19 protein-coding genes, 1 tRNA gene and 1 pseudogene are annotated in these 19,408 nt (G+C 58.5%); 7 read left to right on the forward strand and 14 right to left on the reverse strand.

All coding sequences use genetic code 11. The features are described from left to right. Positions 1 to 483 (reverse strand): 23S rRNA (pseudouridine(1915)-N(3))-methyltransferase RlmH, encoded by a 483-nt coding sequence (gene rlmH, locus NKI95_RS04765; protein ID WP_352714525.1) that lies wholly within the window; start codon positions 481 to 483, stop codon positions 1 to 3. Between the two features lie 61 nt (positions 484 to 544). After that, entirely contained in the window at positions 545 to 922 is a 378-nt protein-coding gene (gene rsfS / locus NKI95_RS04770) for a ribosome silencing factor (protein ID WP_023678068.1), read from the reverse strand. 239 nt (positions 923 to 1,161) lie between these two features. On the opposite strand from rsfS, the gene NKI95_RS04775 reads away from it, so the two are divergent. After that, positions 1,162 to 2,019 carry a mechanosensitive ion channel family protein gene (locus NKI95_RS04775; protein WP_352714527.1) on the forward strand — a complete coding sequence of 286 codons (858 nt, stop codon included), beginning with the start codon at positions 1,162 to 1,164 and terminating at the stop codon, positions 2,017 to 2,019. A gap of 26 nt (positions 2,020 to 2,045) precedes the next feature. Here NKI95_RS04775 and NKI95_RS04780 read toward each other — a convergent pair whose 3' ends face one another. The 5 genes from NKI95_RS04780 to obgE all read right to left on the reverse strand — a co-directional run bounded on the left by NKI95_RS04780 (position 2,046) and on the right by obgE (position 7,736). After that, positions 2,046 to 3,335 (reverse strand): MFS transporter, encoded by a 1,290-nt coding sequence (locus NKI95_RS04780; RefSeq protein WP_352714529.1) that lies wholly within the window; start codon positions 3,333 to 3,335, stop codon positions 2,046 to 2,048. A gap of 74 nt (positions 3,336 to 3,409) precedes the next feature. Beyond that, positions 3,410 to 3,997: a nicotinate-nucleotide adenylyltransferase gene (locus tag NKI95_RS04785; RefSeq protein WP_254820477.1), complete on the reverse strand. Its 588-nt coding sequence runs from the start codon at positions 3,995 to 3,997 to the stop codon at positions 3,410 to 3,412. A 250-nt stretch (positions 3,998 to 4,247) separates the two neighbouring features. Beyond that, entirely contained in the window at positions 4,248 to 5,534 is a 1,287-nt protein-coding gene (locus tag NKI95_RS04790; RefSeq protein WP_352714531.1) for a glutamate-5-semialdehyde dehydrogenase, read from the reverse strand. A 13-nt stretch (positions 5,535 to 5,547) separates the two neighbouring features. Further along, complete coding sequence (gene proB, locus NKI95_RS04795; RefSeq protein WP_352714533.1) at positions 5,548 to 6,702, reverse strand: glutamate 5-kinase; 1,155 nt, start codon at positions 6,700 to 6,702, stop codon at positions 5,548 to 5,550. A gap of 2 nt (positions 6,703 to 6,704) precedes the next feature. Continuing rightward, positions 6,705 to 7,736, reverse strand: a complete 1,032-nt coding sequence (obgE, locus tag NKI95_RS04800) for a GTPase ObgE (protein WP_352714535.1) — start codon at positions 7,734 to 7,736, stop codon at positions 6,705 to 6,707. A 171-nt stretch (positions 7,737 to 7,907) separates the two neighbouring features. Between obgE and NKI95_RS04805 the strand changes: the two genes are divergently transcribed. Beyond that, on the forward strand, positions 7,908 to 8,777 hold the full coding sequence (locus NKI95_RS04805) for an endonuclease/exonuclease/phosphatase family protein (protein WP_352714536.1): 870 nt from the start codon (positions 7,908 to 7,910) through the stop codon (positions 8,775 to 8,777). Between the two features lie 172 nt (positions 8,778 to 8,949). On the opposite strand, the gene NKI95_RS04810 is transcribed toward NKI95_RS04805, so the two are convergent. The 3 genes from NKI95_RS04810 to NKI95_RS04820 form a co-directional block, all read right to left on the reverse strand. After that, entirely contained in the window at positions 8,950 to 9,537 is a 588-nt protein-coding gene (locus NKI95_RS04810; RefSeq protein WP_352714538.1) for a GNAT family N-acetyltransferase, read from the reverse strand. A gap of 117 nt (positions 9,538 to 9,654) precedes the next feature. After that, entirely contained in the window at positions 9,655 to 9,924 is a 270-nt protein-coding gene (rpmA, locus tag NKI95_RS04815) for a 50S ribosomal protein L27 (protein WP_023678077.1), read from the reverse strand. 98 nt (positions 9,925 to 10,022) lie between these two features. Then, positions 10,023 to 10,730 carry a 50S ribosomal protein L21 gene (locus NKI95_RS04820; RefSeq protein ID WP_352714540.1) on the reverse strand — a complete coding sequence of 236 codons (708 nt, stop codon included), beginning with the start codon at positions 10,728 to 10,730 and terminating at the stop codon, positions 10,023 to 10,025. Positions 10,731 to 11,068: 338 nt separating this feature from the next. On the opposite strand from NKI95_RS04820, the gene NKI95_RS04825 reads away from it, so the two are divergent. The 3 genes from NKI95_RS04825 to NKI95_RS04835 all read left to right on the forward strand — a co-directional run bounded on the left by NKI95_RS04825 (position 11,069) and on the right by NKI95_RS04835 (position 12,741). After that, positions 11,069 to 11,158 (forward strand) — tRNA-Ser (locus tag NKI95_RS04825). Between the two features lie 398 nt (positions 11,159 to 11,556). Further along, the gene (locus tag NKI95_RS04830) at positions 11,557 to 12,234 is read left to right on the forward strand and encodes a site-specific integrase (protein WP_352714596.1); all 678 of its coding nucleotides are present in this window, start codon (positions 11,557 to 11,559) and stop codon (positions 12,232 to 12,234) included. A 264-nt stretch (positions 12,235 to 12,498) separates the two neighbouring features. Continuing rightward, positions 12,499 to 12,741: a hypothetical protein gene (locus NKI95_RS04835; RefSeq protein ID WP_352714541.1), complete on the forward strand. Its 243-nt coding sequence runs from the start codon at positions 12,499 to 12,501 to the stop codon at positions 12,739 to 12,741. A gap of 152 nt (positions 12,742 to 12,893) precedes the next feature. Here NKI95_RS04835 and NKI95_RS04840 read toward each other — a convergent pair whose 3' ends face one another. Then, entirely contained in the window at positions 12,894 to 14,189 is a 1,296-nt protein-coding gene (locus tag NKI95_RS04840) for an RES family NAD+ phosphorylase (RefSeq protein ID WP_352714542.1), read from the reverse strand. A 250-nt stretch (positions 14,190 to 14,439) separates the two neighbouring features. After that, the gene (locus tag NKI95_RS04845; RefSeq protein WP_352714544.1) at positions 14,440 to 16,209 is read right to left on the reverse strand and encodes an ATP-dependent nuclease; all 1,770 of its coding nucleotides are present in this window, start codon (positions 16,207 to 16,209) and stop codon (positions 14,440 to 14,442) included. A gap of 281 nt (positions 16,210 to 16,490) precedes the next feature. Between NKI95_RS04845 and NKI95_RS04850 the strand changes: the two genes are divergently transcribed. After that, positions 16,491 to 16,877, forward strand: coding sequence for a hypothetical protein (locus NKI95_RS04850; RefSeq protein WP_352714546.1), 387 nt, complete (start codon positions 16,491 to 16,493; stop codon positions 16,875 to 16,877). Between the two features lie 20 nt (positions 16,878 to 16,897). Here NKI95_RS04850 and NKI95_RS04855 read toward each other — a convergent pair whose 3' ends face one another. Continuing rightward, a complete protein-coding gene (locus NKI95_RS04855) occupies positions 16,898 to 18,250 on the reverse strand; it encodes an SIR2 family protein (RefSeq protein WP_352714547.1) in 1,353 nt (450 codons plus the stop codon). Positions 18,251 to 18,540: 290 nt separating this feature from the next. On the opposite strand from NKI95_RS04855, the gene NKI95_RS04860 reads away from it, so the two are divergent. Next, the gene (locus tag NKI95_RS04860; RefSeq protein ID WP_352714548.1) at positions 18,541 to 19,113 is read left to right on the forward strand and encodes a recombinase family protein; all 573 of its coding nucleotides are present in this window, start codon (positions 18,541 to 18,543) and stop codon (positions 19,111 to 19,113) included. 210 nt (positions 19,114 to 19,323) lie between these two features. On the opposite strand, the pseudogene NKI95_RS04865 reads toward NKI95_RS04860, so the two are convergent. Continuing rightward, positions 19,324 to 19,408: pseudogene (locus tag NKI95_RS04865) on the reverse strand (IS5/IS1182 family transposase); the annotation flags it as partial.

Below are 19,408 nucleotides of genomic sequence, written 5' to 3' on the forward strand. Positions count from 1 at the left end.
TCATGAACGATGGTAGGGGTGGCCGGAAAGGATCGTGGCCGCCCTGTAAAGCTGCTCGCCCAGCATCACGCGGACCAGTTGATGCGGCCAGGTCTGTGCGCCGAGCGACACCGTCAGATCAGCCAGGTCGCGCAGCGACTGGTCATGGCCGTCGGCGCCGCCAATGGCGATCACCAGCGCCTTGCGCCCGCCATCGCGCAGCGAGCCCATGCGGCCGGCGAAATCCTCGGAGGAAAGGTTCTTGCCGCGCTCATCCAGCAGCATCAGCGCCGTGCCCGGTTGCAAGTGCGTCTGCAGCTTCTGGCCTTCCTCGCGCCGGCGCTCATTGGCCGTCTGCGCGCGGCCTTCGGAAATCTCGACGATCCCGGCGAATTCGAGGCCTACGGCAGGGCCGCTCTTGGCAAAACGCTCGAAATAGCGGTCGGCCAACTGCTTCTCGGGGCCGGCTTTCATTCGGCCCACGGCATGAACGGTAATCTTCATCCCTGCCTCGAAGAGCCGCTGATGCATGTCGGACAACGACATGCATCAAGACGAATACGGCTCAGTGGAGGGTCTCCTCCTCGAGATCAGGCGCCTGCCACATCTTTTCGAGATTGTAGAAGTCGCGGACCTCGGGGCGGAAGACATGGACGATGATGTCGCCCGAATCGATCAGGACCCAGTCGGCGCCAGCCAGCCCCTCGACGCGCGCCGTGCCGAGCCCGGCATCCTTGAGCGCCTTGAGGAGATGATCGGCGACAGCCGAGACATGACGGTGCGATCGGCCCGATGCAACGACCATGTAGTCGCCGAGGCTCGATTTTCCCTGGATGTCGATTGAGACGATGTTTTCGGCCTTGGAGTCTTCCAGACTGGCAAGGACTGTCTTGATGGCGCGGGACACGGCGTCGTTTACGCTGATCCCGGCCGGCGAAGGCACGATGTCGGCCTTCTTCCGCAGTGCTGTTCTCAGTGTATTTCCTTTCGCAGCAAGAACAACCAAATCACCTCTGAAATCAGGTGACACTGCTTAGATAGGCAGAGTTAGGTTGCAGTTTCAAGACACCGCTCGCAAGCAGGCGCCCGGCAGCGGCCGAATATCCGGCTTTTCGGGCCAGAAATTCGGAACCGCCTCGCCCCGCAGCGGTTATCGGCTCATCCACGAACCGGAATCCCGACATGCCAATCGATCCCCAGAACGCTCTCCTCACCGTGCAATCCGGCCTTGCGCAGCTCAGCATGCTGATCGTTTCCTACTCGCTTTCGGCGGTCGGCGCCGTCATCCTGCTGGTCATCGGCTACATCGTCGCCGGCCTCGCCGAGCGTTCGATCTATGCCGGCCTCGGCCACGTTCACGGCTTCGACGAAACGCTCCGCCATTTCTTCTCGCAGGTCGTCCGCTACGCCATCCTGGGGCTTGTCGTGATCATGGTTCTCGGCCAGTTCGGCGTGCAGACGGCTTCGATCATTGCCGCTATCGGTGCCGCCGGCCTGGCCATCGGCCTGGCGCTGCAAGGCACGCTGCAGAACATTGCCGCCGGTATCATGCTCCTGGCGCTGCGGCCGTTCCGCATCGGCGAATATGTCGAAGTCGGCGCCATATCCGGTACCGTCGAGGAGATCGGGCTGTTTGCCACAACGCTGAGGACGGTCGAAGGCGTCTACGTGCTTGCACCCAACTCGACCCTGTGGAACCAGCCGGTCCGCAATTTCACCCGCAACGGCGTGCGCCGCGGCGACATCACGCTCAACATCGGCTCGTGGAACGACATCGATTTCGCGCAAAAGACCATGCTTGGCGTCGCCGCCGCCGACCGGCGCGTCAGGCGGCAGCCGGCGCCGATCGCCTTTGTCGCGACCGTCGGCGACAGCACCGTCGCCATCACCTTGCGCTACTGGACGGCGGCCGCCGATTTCTTCGTCGCCCAGATCGACCTCACTAAGAGCGTCAAGCAGGCATTCGATGCCGAAGGCCTTTCAATACCAGCGCCGGCGCCGCAAGCGCCTCAGCCGGATGCCTCAGCCACGCGGCAATAGAGCATTTGAAACCAGCTGGAGGGTGTTCAAAGTCCTTCGCGCCGGCGCTGATCTTCGGGCGCGAAGGCGAGATCGACAGGCAACGGCGCCTGAGCCGTCATTGGCGCGAAACTGCCGGTCTCGGTGGCGGGCACCGGCCGCACCACGACGACGCGCCAGAGAACGAACAGGCAATAGGCGGCGGCAATGACGATCGCCACATAGATGAAGGCTTGCGTGCCGTAGATGGCGGAAAGCCCGGTCACAATGCCGGGCACGACGAAGCCGGATAGCGACCAGGCAAACAAAAGCGAGCTCGACAACGCCACCATGTCGTCCTTGCCGGCGCGGTCGCCGGCATGGGCGCTGGCCAGAGAGTAGATCGATTCCGAGGCGCCGTCCCAGACCACGTAGATGACGAGCAGCGCCGCCAGCGCGCCACCGTCGAAACCGAGGGCAAACAGGCCCGCCGCGGCGGCAAGCGCCGACGCCGCGATCAGCACAAAGCGCCGGTCGGTGCGGTCGGAAATCCAGCCGAGCGGGATCTGCAGGATCAGCGTGCCGACCGGCATTGCCGAAAGCAGCAAGGCGACGTCGGCCTGGCTGTAGCCCTTGGCGGTGGCATGGATTGGCGCAAAACCCGAAATGGTCATCGACAGGCCACCGACGGCAAGCATGCCGGCAACGCCGACCGGTGAGATCCGCCAGGCCCTGCCGAGCGCCACCGACGCCGCTTGCGGCGCCGGCGGCTGCGCGAGCCGCGTCAGCCCGACGGGAAGGATCGACAGCGCGGTGAAGGCAATCCCGATCAGCGGCGCGTCAGCCGCGCGGATATCGATCAACGCCAGTGTCGAGTAGCCGACGCCGAGCCCGGCGACATAGGCAACGTAGAAGATAGCCATGACCCGGCCGCGGATGGCGTTGGCAACGACATCGTTCAGCCAGCTCTGCGCGACGATGAACAGGCCGCATATGGCAAAGCCGTAGAGCGCCCGTGCAGCGATCCATGGCAATGGGTGCGGCCCGGCGCCGACCGCGGCGTTGGACAGCACGATCAGTGCCGACAGCACCATGAACACGCGGGCATGGCCGACACGCCGCACCAGCGGCCCGGTCAGGATACAGCCGGCGAGGCCGCCAGCCGAAAGGCCGGTGACGATCAGCCCCGCCCATGTCGGATCGAAGCCCTCGGCGCCGAGCCGAACTGGGATATAGGCGAACATCAGCCCATTACCGACGGCGATCAGCGCCATCGACAGGAGGATGCTGGCAATGGCGATCGACGGCGCCGGCTGCCCTAGACCGTTCTTGTCCTGGTCGCGCTCGAGAATCGTCATGACCGAGGATCGCCCATCAAGCAGGTCAAGGCAGCGGCAAAAGCGACATCACCGGACTTGCCTTCCGTGTTGGCTCAGCCCCTCGCCACCTTGCGGATCGCGCTCGACGACAGTGACGAACGCGGGCCGTGGATGAAGGTCCAGGCCGGCGCGTTCATGCGGGCGAGCCGCGGTGCGTCGCCCTCGTCGACGCGGGCATAGTCGAACGTCTTGGCGACCACCGACGACAGGAACGACAGCGTCGCACCTGGCCGGTCGACCACCGCGATCGGGAACGTCATCACGATGCGGCGCCAGCGCTGCCAGCGGTGGAAGTCGCGAAGCGAGTCGGCCCCCATGATCCAGACGAAATCGACGCCCGGGTTACGCGCCTTGACCAGCGCCAGCGTGTCGGCGGTGAAGCGGACGCGGTGGGCCGCCTCGAATGCGGTGACCTTGATCTTCGGGTTCTTCGCGATCTTTTCGGATAGCTGCAGCCGCTCGGCCAGCGGCGCCAGGTCTCCGGCATTCTTGAGCGGATTGCCGGGCGTCACCATCCACCACAGCTGATCGAGCGCAAGGCGTCTGAGTGCGATCTCGGCGACCAGCGCATGGCCGGCGTGCGGCGGGTTGAACGAACCGCCAAACAGCCCGACCGCCACGCCTTTCCCGGCATGCGGCATCTTGAGGTAGCGGGAGGATATGGCATGTTCGGACAAGGCAAGCATGCGTCAGGCACCCCCCTCTGCCCTGCCGGGCATCTCCCCCTCAAGGGGGGAGATTGTCAGCTTCATCCCTGGCGCCCTTAGTGCGACATCGAAAATTGGCGAAAGTATATGCGACATCCGATCTCCCCCCTTGCGGGGGAGATGTCCGGCAGGACAGAGGGGGGTGGCTGGGCGCACGCCTCTCAGGCTCTGACTACGAACGGATTCAAGGCCTCACCTGTCCCGACCCGCGTACGCGATATTTGAACGACGTCAGTTGCTCGACGCCGACCGGACCGCGCGCATGCATCTTGCCGGTGGCGATGCCGATCTCGGCGCCCATGCCGAACTCGCCGCCATCGGCAAACTGGGTCGAGGCGTTGTGCAGAAGGATCGCCGAATCGATCTCGTTGAAGAACCGTTCGACGGCCTTTGCATCCTCGGCGATGATCGCCTCGGTGTGATGCGAGGAGAACGTCTCGATATGCTCGATCGCGCCGCCAATGCCGTCGACCAGCTTCACCGCAATGATGGCGTCGAGATATTCGGTCACCCAGTCTGCATCGGTCGCGGGCTGGGCATCGGCATAAAGCTTCAGCACCTCGGCATCGGCATGGATCTCGCAGCCTGCCGCCTGTAGGGCCTCGAGGATCGGCACCAGGTGCGTGGCAGCGACGGCACGGTCGACCAGCAGCGTCTCGGCAGCGCCACACACCCCGGTGCGCCGCATCTTGGCATTGACCGCGATCTTGACCGCCATGTCGAGATCGGCCGATCGGTCGATATAGAGATGGCAGATGCCCTCGAGATGCGCGAACACCGGCACCCGTGCCTCGCTCTGCACACGCTCGACCAGGCTGCGGCCGCCGCGCGGAATGATGACTTCGAGATTGCCGGAAAGCCCTTTCAGCATTTCGCCGACGGCGGCGCGATCGGTGGTCGGCACCAATTGGATGGCATCCTCCGGCAGCCCGGCTGCCTTGAGCCCCTCGACCAGGCAGGTATGGATCGCGGCGGAAGAATTCACCGAATCCGAGCCGCCGCGCAGGATCACCGGATTGCCCGCCTTGAGGCAGAGCGCGCCGGCATCGGCGGTCACGTTAGGCCGGCTCTCATAGATGACGCCGACGACGCCGAGTGGCGTGCGCACCCGTTCGATATGCAACCCGTTCGGCCGCTCCCATGCGGCAATGACATCGCCGACCGGATCGCGTAACCCGGCGATCTCGCTGATACCGTCTGCCATGGCGCGGATGCGAGCGGGATCGAGCTTCAGCCGATCCATCGACGCTGCCGATAGGCCAGCCTCCTCGCCATTTCTGATGTCGATGGCATTGGCGTCGAGGATATCCTGCTCATGTCGAAGGATCGCCTGAGCCATGCCGATCAGCGCCGCGTGCTTGCGCTCGGCCGCAGCGATGGCCAGCGGTCGGGCCGCGGCACGCGCGCGGCGGCCGATATCGGCCATCAGCGCCACGGTATCATCCCGGGATTTTTCATGCAGCGTCAGCATGGCTCATCCTCCGCTATGTAACCTGGTCACCGACTACTTGCTCGCCACCGGCATGGCTCACCACAAGGTCGTCGCGGTGGATCATCGCCGAACGCGCCTCGTAGCCGAGCACGGTTTCGATCTCGGTCGTCTTCAGGCCAGCGATCCTTACGGCATCGGCCGCATCATAGGCAACCAGTCCGCGCGCAATCTCGCGGCCCTCGGGCGATAGGATCGCCACCGTGTCGCCACGCGCAAAATTGCCGCTGACCAGTTTAACGCCGGCCGGCAGCAGCGACTTGCCGGAGAGCAGCGCGTCGATGGCGCCGGCGTCGACGGTCAGCCGCCCCGCCGGTTCGAGCTGCCCGGCGATCCAGGTCTTGTAGCCTTTGACCGGATTGGGGCTCGGCCGGAAGAAGGTGGCGCGCTCGCCGCGCTCGATTGCCAGCAGCGGCGACAGCCGCGTGCCCGATGTGATGATCATGGCGGTGCCGGCGGCGGTCGCGATCTTGCCGGCGTCGAGCTTGGTGCGCATGCCGCCGCGCGACAATTCCGAAGCGGCGGCGCCCGCCATCGCCTCGATGTCGGGGGTGATCCGGTCGACGACCGGAATGAACCGAGCTTGCAGATCGCGCGCCGGCGGTGCCGTGTAGAGCCCGTCAATGTCGGAAAGCAGCACCAAAAGATCGGCGCCCATCATGGTGGCGACACGCGCCGCCAGCCGGTCGTTGTCGCCATAGCGGATTTCCGACGTCGCCACCGTGTCGTTCTCGTTGATGACCGGCACCGCCTTCATCTTGAGCAGCGTCGAGATCGTCGCGCGTGCGTTGAGGTAGCGTCGGCGCTCTTCGGTGTCGCCGAGCGTCAACAGGATCTGGCCCGATTTCAAGCCATTCTTGCCGAGCGCATCCGACCAGGCGCCGGCCAAGGCGATCTGCCCGACGGCAGCAGCGGCCTGGCTCTCCTCGAGCTTCAGCGCTCGTTTGCCGAGGCCGAGGATGGTGCGGCCAAGTGCAATCGCCCCGGAAGACACGACGAGAATTTCGGCGCCGCCATTGGCCAGCACGGCGATGTCGTCGGCAAGCGAGGCCAGCCAGTCGCGCTTCAGGCCCGTCGTGCGGTCGACAAGCAGCGCCGAGCCGATCTTGACGGCAATGCGCCGATAATTTTTCAGCGATTGGGCGGCCATGGCTATGTGTTCCAGCGCGTCTCGACCGGCGCAGCGACAGCTTCGCGCGCATCCGCCACCACAGCCATCAGCGCGCGCAACACCGCTTCGACACCTTCGCCGGTGACGGCCGAAAGCAGCATCGGCGCGCGGCCGGCGGCGCGTTTCAGCGAGGCGGTCTTTTTCTTGCGTGCGTCGGCATCGAGTATGTCGACCTGGGAAAGCGCGACGATTTCGACCTTGTCGGTCAGCCCGTTGCCGTAGGCTTCGAGCTCGGCGCGCACGGTCTTGTAGGCCTTGGCCGGATTTTCTTCCTGCGCCGAGACAAGATGCAGAAGGACGCGCGTGCGTTCGACATGGCCGAGGAAGCGGTCGCCGATGCCGACACCTTCATGCGCGCCTTCGATCAGGCCCGGAATATCGGCGATGACGAATTCGCGCCCGTCGATGCGGGCCACGCCAAGGCCCGGATGCAGCGTGGTGAAGGGATAGTCGGCGATCTTCGGCTTGGCCGCGGTGACCGCCGCCAGGAAGGTCGACTTGCCGGCGTTGGGCAGCCCGACAAGGCCGGCATCGGCGATCAGCTTCAGCCTGAGCCAGATGTTGAGCTCTTCGCCAGGCAGTCCGGGATTGGCGCGGCGCGGCGCCTGGTTGGTCGAGGTCTTGAAATGCTGGTTGCCGAAGCCGCCATTGCCGCCCTTGGCCAAAAGAAAGCGCTGGCCGACGACCGTCAGATCGCAGATCAGCGTCTCATTGTCCTCGGCAAAGACCTGTGTTCCCGCCGGCACTTTCAGCGTCACATCGGCACCCTTGGCGCCGGTCATATTGCGGCCCATGCCGTGCGTCCCCGTCTTGGCCTTGAAATGCTGCTGGTAGCGATAGTCGATCAGCGTGTTCAGCCCATCGACCGCTTCCACCCAGACATCGCCGCCGCGGCCACCGTCGCCGCCGTCCGGACCGCCGAACTCGATGAACTTTTCGCGCCGGAACGACACCGAACCGGCGCCGCCGTCGCCGGAGCGGATATAGACCTTGGCTTGATCGAGAAATTTCATCGGATTGTATGGTTTCTGCTATTGGCTTTGCGGGATTGCTCTAAACCAAGGCGGGTCGAAGGGCGAGGGCCGTTTTTGCTACTGTAACGTCGCGCGTATCTCTGGACGCGTAGCATTTGGTTGACCCCTTGCCGAAAATCGATCCTCGGCTTCCAAGCGCGAGATGTCGGAATGAAGCTGGTAACTTACAATATCCATTACGGCGTCGGTCTCGACGGCCGCTATGATGTCGGCCGTATCGCCGATGCCGTGCGGGGCGCCGACGTGATCGCACTGCAGGAGGTCACCCGCGCCAACCCGAAGAATGGCGGCCGCGACATGGTGGCCGAGCTCGGCGAGGCGCTGCCCGAACATTTTGCCGTCTACGGCAGCAATTTCGAAGCCGACGCTGGCTCGCGCCTGGAGAACGGCCGCGCCATCACGACCACCTTCCAGCTCGGCAACATGGTGCTGTCGAGGACGCCGATCCATCTGTCGCGCAATCTCCTTTTGCCGCGCAGCCGCAGCTTCGAGGCGATGAACTTCCAGCGCGGCGCGCTGGAGGCGCTGATCGAAACGCCGCTTGGTTCGATCCGCTTCTATTCCACCCATCTCGACCACCGCAGCCCGGTTGAACGCCTGAGCCAGATCCGCTTTCTGCGCCAGCGCCTGTTGAACTACCCGCTCGAGGGCGGTGGGCTCTCCGGCGTCGCCGAGATCGGCTTGCCGGACCTGCCTTGTCCCGAAGCCTTCGTCGTCATGGGCGACTTCAACATGCTGGCCGGATCGCCGGAACATGTCGAACTCGCCGGCCAGCCCGACCATGAATTCGGCACGCCTGTAACCGCCGATCTCGCCGTCGATGCCGCCGCGCGCCTCGGCGCTGCCGGCGCCGATCTCGTCACCTGGGTCGACCCCAAGCGGCCGGACGATGCCAGCCGCCACAAGTGCATCGACTACATCTTCACCAGCGCTTCGCTTGCCAAATCGCTGAGGCGCCTGTGGGTCGACCGGCAAGCGGCCGGTTCGGACCACTTGCCGGTCTGGCTCGAGATAGCGTGACGTCAACGTTGGTCCGCAATCTTTCGCGCCGAGGTGTGTCGAGATTCAGGTCAGGCCGTGCCGAGAGTGGTGGCTTCCGAAAACCGGAGCGGAGCGTACTTAAAGTACGCGAGCACCGGAAGCGCAGGAAGCCGCCATTCGCAGGCCGGCATCACCTGAATATCGGCATGCCTCAGAAATGCACCCAGTTCCGCAGGCTGGTCCAGGTCTTGCGATCGAGGCGGTAGCGCTCGACCGGCACCTGACCGGCAACGATCGAATTCAGCATGCCCTGGCCGGCATACTGGAAGCCGCATTTGTGGATGACCCGGCGCGAGGCCGGATTGATCACCCGCGTCGAGGCGTGCAGCACCTGGATCGTGGTTCTCTGGAAGGCAAGGTCGACCAGTGCGTGCGCTGCTTCCGTCGCGTAGCCGCGTTTCCAGTACGGCTCGCCGATCCAGTAGCCGAGCTCCAGCCCGCGATCCGTGGTGTTGAGCCCGGCACAGCCGACGAAGGTCTCGGTGCCGGCCAGCGTCAACGCATAGGCGATTCCGGCCCGGCGCGATGCCGTCATGGCCAGGAAAGCGCGTGCCTCGGCCTCGCCATAGGGATGCGGCATGCGGGCCAGCATCTCCGCGACATGGCGGTTGTCGGCGAGCGCCACCAATTGCTCGATGTCGCTTTCACGCGGGGCACGCATGACCAGCCGCTCGGTCGCGAGCACAGGGCAATCTACCGTGTAACTTTCGTCGTCTGAGTCTTCCGCTTCGGCAACCATGTCAAAGTCCTCCAGGCAAGAAAAAAGGGAGATGGAAACCCATCTCCCCTGATCCTTTTCCTGGCTTGGCCAGACACCGGTCCCGAGATGGGTGCCGGTGTTCTCGTGCGGAACCGGCTACTCCGCTGCCTTCGTCATCGGGTTCACCGATACGTAGGTTCGGCCATTGGCTTTTTTGTTGAAGGTGACTGCGCCAGCTTCCAGCGCAAACAGCGTGTGGTCCGTGCCAATGCCGACATTGGTGCCGGGATGCCACGTCGTGCCACGCTGACGAATGATGATGTTGCCCGGAATCACGGCTTCGCCGCCGAACTTCTTCACGCCGAGCCGCTTGGAATGGGAGTCGCGACCATTGCGCGACGATCCGCCAGCTTTCTTGTGTGCCATCTAACTACTCCGATGCGCCGCGAGGCGCCTAAACGATCTTATGAACGCGTTCGCGTTCCGTTTCAAGTCCGATCCGGCGACGATTGCGCCGGTTCGTTCTACTTCTTCGCCAATTCCTTGGCCTGCTCGCGCCAGTCCTTGATCTGGTCGGCGCTGAACGGCATGTGCTCGTCGATCTTGGCGACATCCTTGTCGGACAGCTTGGCGATCTGGGCGAAGGTGGTGATGCCCTGTTCGTTGAGCTGTCCGGCGGCAACCGGGCCGATGCCCTTGATCACCGTCAGATCGTCCGGCTCGCCCTTCGGCGCCTTGAACAACGGTGCGGCGGCTTCGGCAGTCTTGTCCTCGGTCGTCTCAGCCTTGGCTTCCTTCTTCGGCGCAGCCTCTGCCTTCGCTGCGGCCTTCGGCGCGGCTTCAGCCTTCGCCTCGGTCTTGGCCGCAACCTCGGCCTTCGCTTCGGTCTTGGCGGCGGCCTTCGTCGCCGGCTTTGCGCCGCCCAGCAGAATCTCGGCGATCCTGACGGTGGTCAAAAGCTGGCGATGGCCGATCTTGCGGCGCGAATTCTGCCGGCGGCGCTTCTTGAAGGCGATGACGGTGCGGTTCTTGCCCTGCTCGACGACTTCGGCGGTGACCATCGCACCATCGACGAACGGCGCGCCGAACGTGACGTTCTCGCCCTCGCCATGCGCGAGCACATTACCGATTTCGACGATGTCGCCGACATTGGCTTCGAGTTTTTCGATCTTCAGGAGATCGTTGGCGGCAACGCGATACTGCTTGCCGCCCGTTTTGATGACTGCGAACATTTTTTGCCTTTCGCTGTTCGGTCGGCCTTGATGAACCGCTTCAGGCGGTTCGGCCGTCTTTTTGTCAGTCTGCGGGTTCAAAAAACAAGCGGCGCGGAAGATCCCTCCACGCCGATTGCGCGCTGTCCCTAACCGAAGGTTCGGCTTGAGTCAAGGCAAGCGCCGCGGGCAAGCGGCGAATGAGTTGAGCCCAGTCCGGCAAATATCGAACAGCGGCTACCGGAGCCTTGAAGAAAGCACGAACGGGAACCTGCGGCGCCGGGGCAGATTGGCCCTTGTAACCTGCCTGTCCAGCCGTTATCTAGTGCGCCGCGCCGGCAACGGCGGACCATGACCGCGGAGAGGTGGCAGAGTGGTCGAATGCACCGCACTCGAAATGCGGCATGGGTGCAAGCCCATCGGGGGTTCGAATCCCTCCCTCTCCGCCATAAGTCAATAAAATCAATGACTTAATCCCCAAGTTCTTTTTGCCCCCACTGCCGGAAAACAGCCTTGGCACAATTTTGGCACACGGTGGCTAGCTATGGCGTCTATCCGGAAGCGGGGAAACTCTTGGCACGTTCAGGTCAGGCGAAAGGGGTTCCCCAGCCTTACCAATTCCCTGCCTTCAAAGGCCGAGGCGTTGGCGTGGAGTCGAGCACACGAACACACCATCGATAGTGGCGACCGTCAGCCAGTTAGTCGCCGGTTGGATTCCATCCGGGTGGCGGACCTTCTAAAACGCTACGAGACAGATGTATCTGCGCAAAAGCGAGGAGCTGATCGGGAGGCCTTCAAGATACGGGTTCTCCTTCGGTCGCCCATGGCCGACTTACCATTGTCCAAAGTGACCAGCGCAATGATAGCGGCATTTCGAGATCAGCGGCTGCAAGTGGTGAAAGCTGGCACGGTTCGCCGGGAACTGGCATTGCTCCGTCACTGCTTTGAAATCGCTAGGCGTGAGTGGGGAATTCCAATTGGCCGCAATCCGTTCCTTGATATGAAAATGCCATCAGTAGCTAACTCCAGAGAACGCAGGTTGGAAGCTGCCGATCACAAGGCACTTCAAATCGCCCTGAACCGCAGCAAAGCTTGGTATCTGGCACCGATGATAGAGTTGGCCATTGAAACCGGTATGCGACGAGGCGAATTGTTAGCACTTCAATGGCGCTACGTGGCCATCGATCAGCGGATCGCTACTTTGCCTAACACTAAAAATGGTCGCAGCAGAAAAGTCCCTCTGACGGCTCGTGCGGTCACAATAATCTCGGCTCTTCCACGAAAGGGCGAACATCTGTTTTCGGTAAAACCCGGCGCTTTCGGAGAGGCGTGGGAGCGTTTGGTAAAACGAGCATCGTTGGGAGATCTCCGATTTCATGACCTTCGCCACGAAGCCATCAGCCGCTTTTTCGAAATGGGGCTATCGCTACCAGAGGTGGCGTTGATCAGCGGCCACCGGGACTACCGAATGCTCCTTCGCTACACCCATATTCGGGCAGAGGACGTTGCGAAAAAGCTGCAATAGATGTTCATTTAACACTTGCCGCATGCCGCAGGCCACCGCTCGCAGCCCGGCCACTTCTGCTCGATGACCCGATAACAGGCAATTGATACCTTTCAAAGTTCCGACCTCGGACTTTGCCGTTCCAACGAACCTCGCCTTCCCGCCAGCCTGTTCTGCTCAAGGGATTGGAACGGTAAGTTCAGAAGCCTGAAAGAACAGCCAAGCGGTTGCGGGCCAGCCGGTCGCTGATGTAGCCTCCCGGCATCTGGGTTGGGGACCGTTGCAATGAACTTCAGACTGGGTTTGAAGCGGGTTTACATCGTGGGCGTGGTAATAGCCGAACTGGTACTGGTGGTCCTGCCGTTGCTGTCCTTTGTATCGAGGGCCAGCTATGACCGGCGAGTTGAAGCCTACGGGCTTGCGACCACGGATTTTGTGTCAATTCTCATTGGAGCGACACTCCTTTGGTTCGTCGGTTGGGGGATTTTCGACTGGATCAAGCGAGGCTTTGCCGACACAAACCGATAGGAATACGTTCTTCCTCCGTCTCATCCATAGTCATGTTATCCCACGCCTACGATTCAACTAAACACAAAGCTGGTTAATCAGGACGGTGAATTGCGAGCGCCGTCATCGCAACGTGCCTTCGAATGCGAAGCACCGTATCGAGAACAGCAATGCTAATATTCTCTGTCAGCCCCAAGACTACGTACAAAATATTCTCCCGACGTGATTGGCGTGCATTTATATTCAGCGCCACGAACTACGTAGTCAAGGACAGTACCCTTAACCACCTCTAGTCCATAGTTCCTTGCCAGTTGTTTTTCTGACCATTCAATCAATTCGCCAAAATAACCAGACTTTTCAGGCTTTTCTTCCGAATGTTCAACAAACACCTGCGCAGCTTCGCCAAAGATGGCTATATTTTTGCCCGATGGCCTTTGGGAAGATCCGTATATTATACCTTCTATCCTCGTATCCTTCCCACCGACCTGCATCTTTAAAATTGCCGTAAGAAATTCTGCGATCACCTGTGTGGGGATGTAGTCCAAATGGCTGTTTAGTTCAGAAATCGGCTTGCTAATTTGGTTCTGAAACGCTTCGAGAAAGACCCATTGCGCTACTTTGTGACTGTAGCCCTCCACAAACGGACTGTTGACCCGCTGCGGCTGAGTGAATTGTGTGAGATCCAGAACGCATATAGGCCGACGCAGGTTGAAATTCGCCACAGTCAGTGTGCTGCCAACGGCTGGACGAAGTTCGGCAAAACATGTTTCGACTTCGAAGGCGCCGTAAAACACGGCGATACCAGAAGGATTCATTCTTCCAGCCACTCGCTTCTCGGCAGGAGGGCAGCCTAGATTCTTCCAAGGTTCAGCGTGGATGCTCTTTCGGGTGGCTCCATCGCCGGACGCCCTCGCTCGAAAAATCACAACAGGCCGCTCTTGCCCGAGCATATAAACTGGTGAGCGGCCGTTGGCCGTTCGCTGCTTGTGGATCTCTCCGAATAAAGACGTGAGGTTTTGAATCGCCCGTTCATTAAAGAAGCGCCGTTCGTGAAGAATGCTCGATTGAAACCCCTGCCACAGATAACTGTAGCTATCGGCCATGTATTCGCTTGATTCATAGCCGACTTCCTCGGAGTAGAATGGCGTGTCGCCATCTGGTAGCCAATATGGATCGTTCCGAATGAGCGCACTGGCGATTGCTTCGGCTGCCCGGTAGTCGTCGATATTCCCCAGATCGGTGACTACGGAATTTAGATCCTCACCTCTTGGTTCGCCATTGTAGTCGTAGTCAGCGTGTTGGTACTTGGCACGGATGACTCCGTCAAAAAGCTCGGCAACAGAGTCGGCAGGAATCCCTTTCTTTGAGGGATGGAAATCGCATTTTTCATCGGTGAATTGGGGCCTGATCTTCTCGAGGCGCCGCCGAAGAACTTTGTCGTCAAAGCAATCTGGGCAGACCAGCGTCATCGCAGACCCTCAATAGATTCTCTAGCCGAAGATTTTCTGCTGGCACAATAAATAGCAAGCTCATCCGCTGAGTGTGATCATTAGCCAACTCGGATATCTCGCCGCACGATGTGGCGGCAAACATGGGAACGTCACCGACAACCATTTTTTTCATGCCACGGTACGGCAGAAGGCACACATTTTGGCCGGATCGCTTCGGCCGGAACTGAGCCGCAGGGTTTTACCCATAAGGATTCTCCCCGGCGGCACACTATCGAGCAGCGCCGGCAGTACTCTCATGAATTATACGATTCGCTTTCTTGATGAATTTTACGAGTTGGCCCACCTGCCCTTCTAAATCAAGCCGAGACCAATCTGTTTCGTGCGCTAGTGCGGCCTTTGCGAATTTGATCTTATCCACTTTTTCAACGACCACTCCTTTTGAAGTCGTATAGGCCAATCCGTTCGCATAATCGTTCCCCTTGTAGGCTGCCCCTACAGAGCCTGTGTGGGCCAATTTCGAAACGGCATCTCTGGTTGCGTCAGAAAGGTAATTCTCGATTTCCCTTCCCTTGGTGACCCAGCTAAAGCCGGAAACGGCCTCAAACTCATCGACAATGCGCTTTTTTGTGTCGTTTATTTTTGCGTGCCTTGATCGCTTGTCGCTATCGATCAATATGCAAGGAAAGCGATTGATCGGAAGCAATTGAATGAATTCGCCGACCTCACTGTCCTCCACCTTCAGATGACTTAGCAGTCGCCCGCCATAAAACATTATGGAATAGTGGATACCTTCTACCAACGTGGAATCTTTATTGCTGATCCAGTGGTTCAGATAGAGACGGTCAGAAGGCCCCTCGACCCACACGATGCAATTGCTCTGTAGAAGGTCACTGGGACGATAGCCAAGGTCGTCACAAATCGCACGCCTAGACTGTCGTCCAATCGCACGCCGAAAATGAGTGCTTCCTTCCTTCAACTCGACGCTGAACACTGCGGCATCGACCGCATCCATCACGTGCGCAGAATGAGTCGTGATAAAATATTGGTTGGTGGTCTCCGCCTCTAGGAATCGCATAAACTGCCGCTGGAGCTCAGGATGCAAATGAAGTTCAGGCTCTTCAATACAAACTATCGAGTTTGTAACGGAAATGACATTAGCAGCCATGAGAATAATTTGATGAAGACCTGTTCCAAGCGCTTCAACCGGCAGGACACGACCATCCATGTTTATGTTTATCGTAGATTTATCATGGGGTATTTCAACTTTTACGTCCGATCTAGACAGAACGGAGTTAATGAACGTCTCAATGGCCGCAAATCGGATCCGATCCTGCTGCTGGTCCCAAGGTGGGCTAGCTAACGCTGCAAGCTTATCAATGATTTCGTCATGGCCCGCTGTGGCACCAAATTCAGATCTAAATTCCTCCAGACGAGTGTCTATGCGCCTTAGGGCTTGGATAACAACAACGCTCGTCGCTCGGAAGAACGGCTTGATATATGTCTCAAGAAACCACGGCAGCCAATCCTCGACGCTTCCACCGCTAGAGTTATTTATATGCGACCACAGACTGTACATCCTTCTTGTCTCCTGATCAGAAAAACGTTGGACGAGAGAATTAATAATGGCCTTGTCTTTGTGTATCTTGCTTCCAGTTTCTGCTATCGGCAGCCATATCATTTTAAGGTCCTTGGTCGATGTTGACAGGCGCCGCATTATTGTAACGATTTCGTCGAAAAATTGTTCATGCTTACTACCGAAAACCTCAGCAAAAAGCGCCTTGTCAATAGGGAATAACATCCACGTATACTGCTTTGGAGTATACCCATTTCGTGGGATATCCGTTGCTGCCGGCTTCGGCGCCTTTCCGGACAGGGACGCCGATACATACCGGCTGACGTACCGAATCACGTTCGACTTGCCAGAGTTGTTTTGGCCAATGAAGATATTGATTTTCTCGAGAGGCCCGATCTCTTGCACGTCTCGATAGACGCTTCTAAAGCCCTCAATTTTGAATCCGTAAATCGGCAGCCGTAACATTCTCAAAGCCCCTGCTCTTGTGAAAACGACTATATCCGCCGATCCCCCTCCCACAAGAGTCGCATTGCCGTCCTAGGACACTCAGCCTAGAACCTCCTTGAGGCTTGTGGGGAGGATCGGCAGTGCAGCAAATGTTATTTTGGCAAACGACTCGGCGTGCGACCGTTTCCGCAGTGGTTTTTCTCTGCACCGTCAATCTCTCACACTCAGAAGATATCATCAGCCGAACTGGCTCGTGGTTCACGTCCTCGTTCACAAATCCCGCAGGGGTGACTTATTGTATGCTCAGCACTGCCGACCGCAAATTACTGCGCTCTTTCGGACTCGAATGGGACAGTCAGACTCGGCAGTTCTCGGCTAATCTGGCTGCCTTTGGCAATACGCTGACAACTGGCTATCATTCGCAGGGAACGATCACCTTTGCGAAGGGAAGAAGCTACACCCTAGGCTTTCGGTTTTTCGATACCTCGACAGCGAAGGGAACCGTCCCAATCAACATCAAAAATGACGTCGTTACAGGCGCCTTTGGCCAAGATTTCGGGAAGGCTGCTACCCTAATGATAGCACTAGATGCCGTTCATTGGACCATCGATATGCACGGCTCTTCTACCGAATTTAAAGCGTTCAAGGGTTGCGTCGAGAGTGTGACGACAGAGGTCGGAGATTAGCCGAAGCCAATGACAACACTTCATAGCGTTATCGTATAATCCTCATTGTCCCTAATTCTCTTTAGCAATGCGACTGCCTCTTTTGAATAACGCCGAAACCATCCATTCCCGGATGGAACAGCATAGTGATATTGATTGTCGCTTTGACATATATCAACTCCTTTTTCGTCACGGGCCTTTTCGATCAATTTCCGAGGAGTATGCCACCTATTGTACCCAAGCTGCTTTCCAACTGCTGTAAGCGTAAACGGGTGGCTTGCATTTGGGCTCTCAGATTTTGCGATGCCCAATAATTTTGGAAGCTCATCATCTGAATCGGCAACAGACTGCAACTGGTCGTAGTTTATCTCCAGACCGCCTTTTGGGATGTCAGTCCGAAGCAACTTAAAGAACCGAGCGGAAATCGCACGAAGCAACTTAGGATTTACCCACTTGAGCGGGCTTTGCTCGGATAACCTCGTAAAAAGCCAATCAAATCTGTCAGTCACGATTGCCCGAACTCGCAGCTGCGAATCTTCCGAACCGATGACATACTCCTCCCGGAAATCAGTCAGGGTGGCAGCGTCTGGTTGCCACTCGACATAGAAAATATTCTCAATAAGCTTGTCAGGTCCGCCCAATATCTCCCCTATATCTTGTATTATTTCGGTAACATTTGGATCTCCGAGGCCGTACCCGAAAACAAATACGGGGTGCTCAGCAAGGTATGTGAGAAGCTTTGCGGAGATATATTTCTTTTTAGTCCGATAATTCTTATAGTCATCGCCCGTGACGACGAGCGATGCAGGGTCTTCCATCGATCCATGAATCTTGAATATCTCGCCGATGAGATTCATATCACGGCGAATAACTTTCTCTCCGACTACGGCCTCATAGTCGCCGAATATGCTCTCAAGAAAATTGTCATAGTTCGTTGTTATGATTGCGTGAGGGTTGGTTTTCTGAAGGAGCTTTATCTCCTCAACGAACTCCAGTCCGTCAATTTCAGCAGCTGTCGGACTTGTTCCTGCAATCTGCTGGGATACGATATGCTTTAAGAATAGAGACCTGTCGGAATTGTCCTCGAAATACTCGCTCGGAAAGCTGTTCTTGCCCGTCGTCCACGCCCATTCGAACACCTTCTCTTCGAGGATCGTTCCTATCTCAATGGGGCTTTGGTTTGTCTTCTGACGTAAATACTGAAAGTCAGGATCAGACATGCCGATGTAATTTGCGACGCCTTTCAAAAGCTCCATCCACGTCGGCGCATTAAAATAGCGCTTTGATATTCCCGTGCCGATGAAGAAGATTGGCTGGCATTCCAAATCCTCAAGCGTTTCTCTGATTAATGAAGACGTTCGCGCTTGGTAACGCTCATACGGCGATTGCGACATAAACCTCCCCCCTTCGATTGTTTTGGAGACGCACTGAGAATCGTCTCTCTAGACCCCTGCTCTTGTGGGAGCACCCTAGCCTATGTTTCGGACGTTAGAGAAGCGGTGTCTCATGCGGACGACTGCCGACTGTTCCTGAGGGGGTCCAATCAAAAACGAAGGTTTTAAAGAATGAAGCGTCGAGATCGATGCATCCCTCGCAATCATAGCTTTCGGGCGTCTTGAAACAGTATCTCGAAACCTGTATATCCAGAGCTGGACAACTAATGAGTTTTGAGAGGTGCACCCTTTTGAAGATCGGATACGCCCGGGTTTCGACGGTGGAACAATCGCTGGACCTTCAATTGCAGGCGCTCGAACGGGATGGCGTTGAAAAGGTCTTTCTCGAAAAGGCATCGGGAGCGCAGCGTGATCGTCCAGAGCTGGCCAAGGCGCTGGATTACCTTCGCTCCGGCGACACATTGATCGTCTGGAAGCTTGACCGCTTGGGCAGATCGCTTCGCCAGCTTCTCGATACGGTGGAGGATCTCAATAACCGAGGGGTTGAACTCCGTTCCATAACCGAGCAATTGGAAACAGGATCGCCGGGTGGTCGCCTCATTTTCCATGTCTTTGGTGCGTTGGCCGAGTGGGAACGATCCACCATCCGTGAAAGGACACTCGCCGGGCTTGCGGCCGCCAAGAAGCAGGGAAAGCTCGGCGGACGGCCACGTTCGCTGAAGGATTCCGACATTGCTGCCGCAAAGGCCCTACTGGCCAATCAAGCTATTACCGTGAAGGAGGTAGCGGAGCGACTCGGCGTTTCCCTTCCAACTCTCTATCGATACCTACCGTCTGCCCGAGCGATGCAATTGGCGCAATAGGATGGCGCAAGCTGAAACCATGGGGTTCCATGCCTGAAAATCGACTGATGTATCGTCGCCCGAAGACCCAGAAGAAGACATTCCGCATCATCGAAATGCATTTGGCGAAAAAGAGCCCGAACCAAATTGCAGCCATAGCCGGGTTGAGCCGATCCACGGTTCGCAGGGTCATCTCGGATATAATGGACAATCAGAAATCAGGATCGAAGGCTAGGCCGTAGACTCATAAGCGCGAAGCCACAGTCGCATTGAGGCGAGTTGGATCATGGCGAGGAAGTTGGCTGCCAGTTTGTCG

This window comes from Mesorhizobium sp. M0306 (assembly GCF_040321655.1).
Classification (GTDB): Bacteria; Pseudomonadota; Alphaproteobacteria; order Rhizobiales; family Rhizobiaceae; genus Mesorhizobium.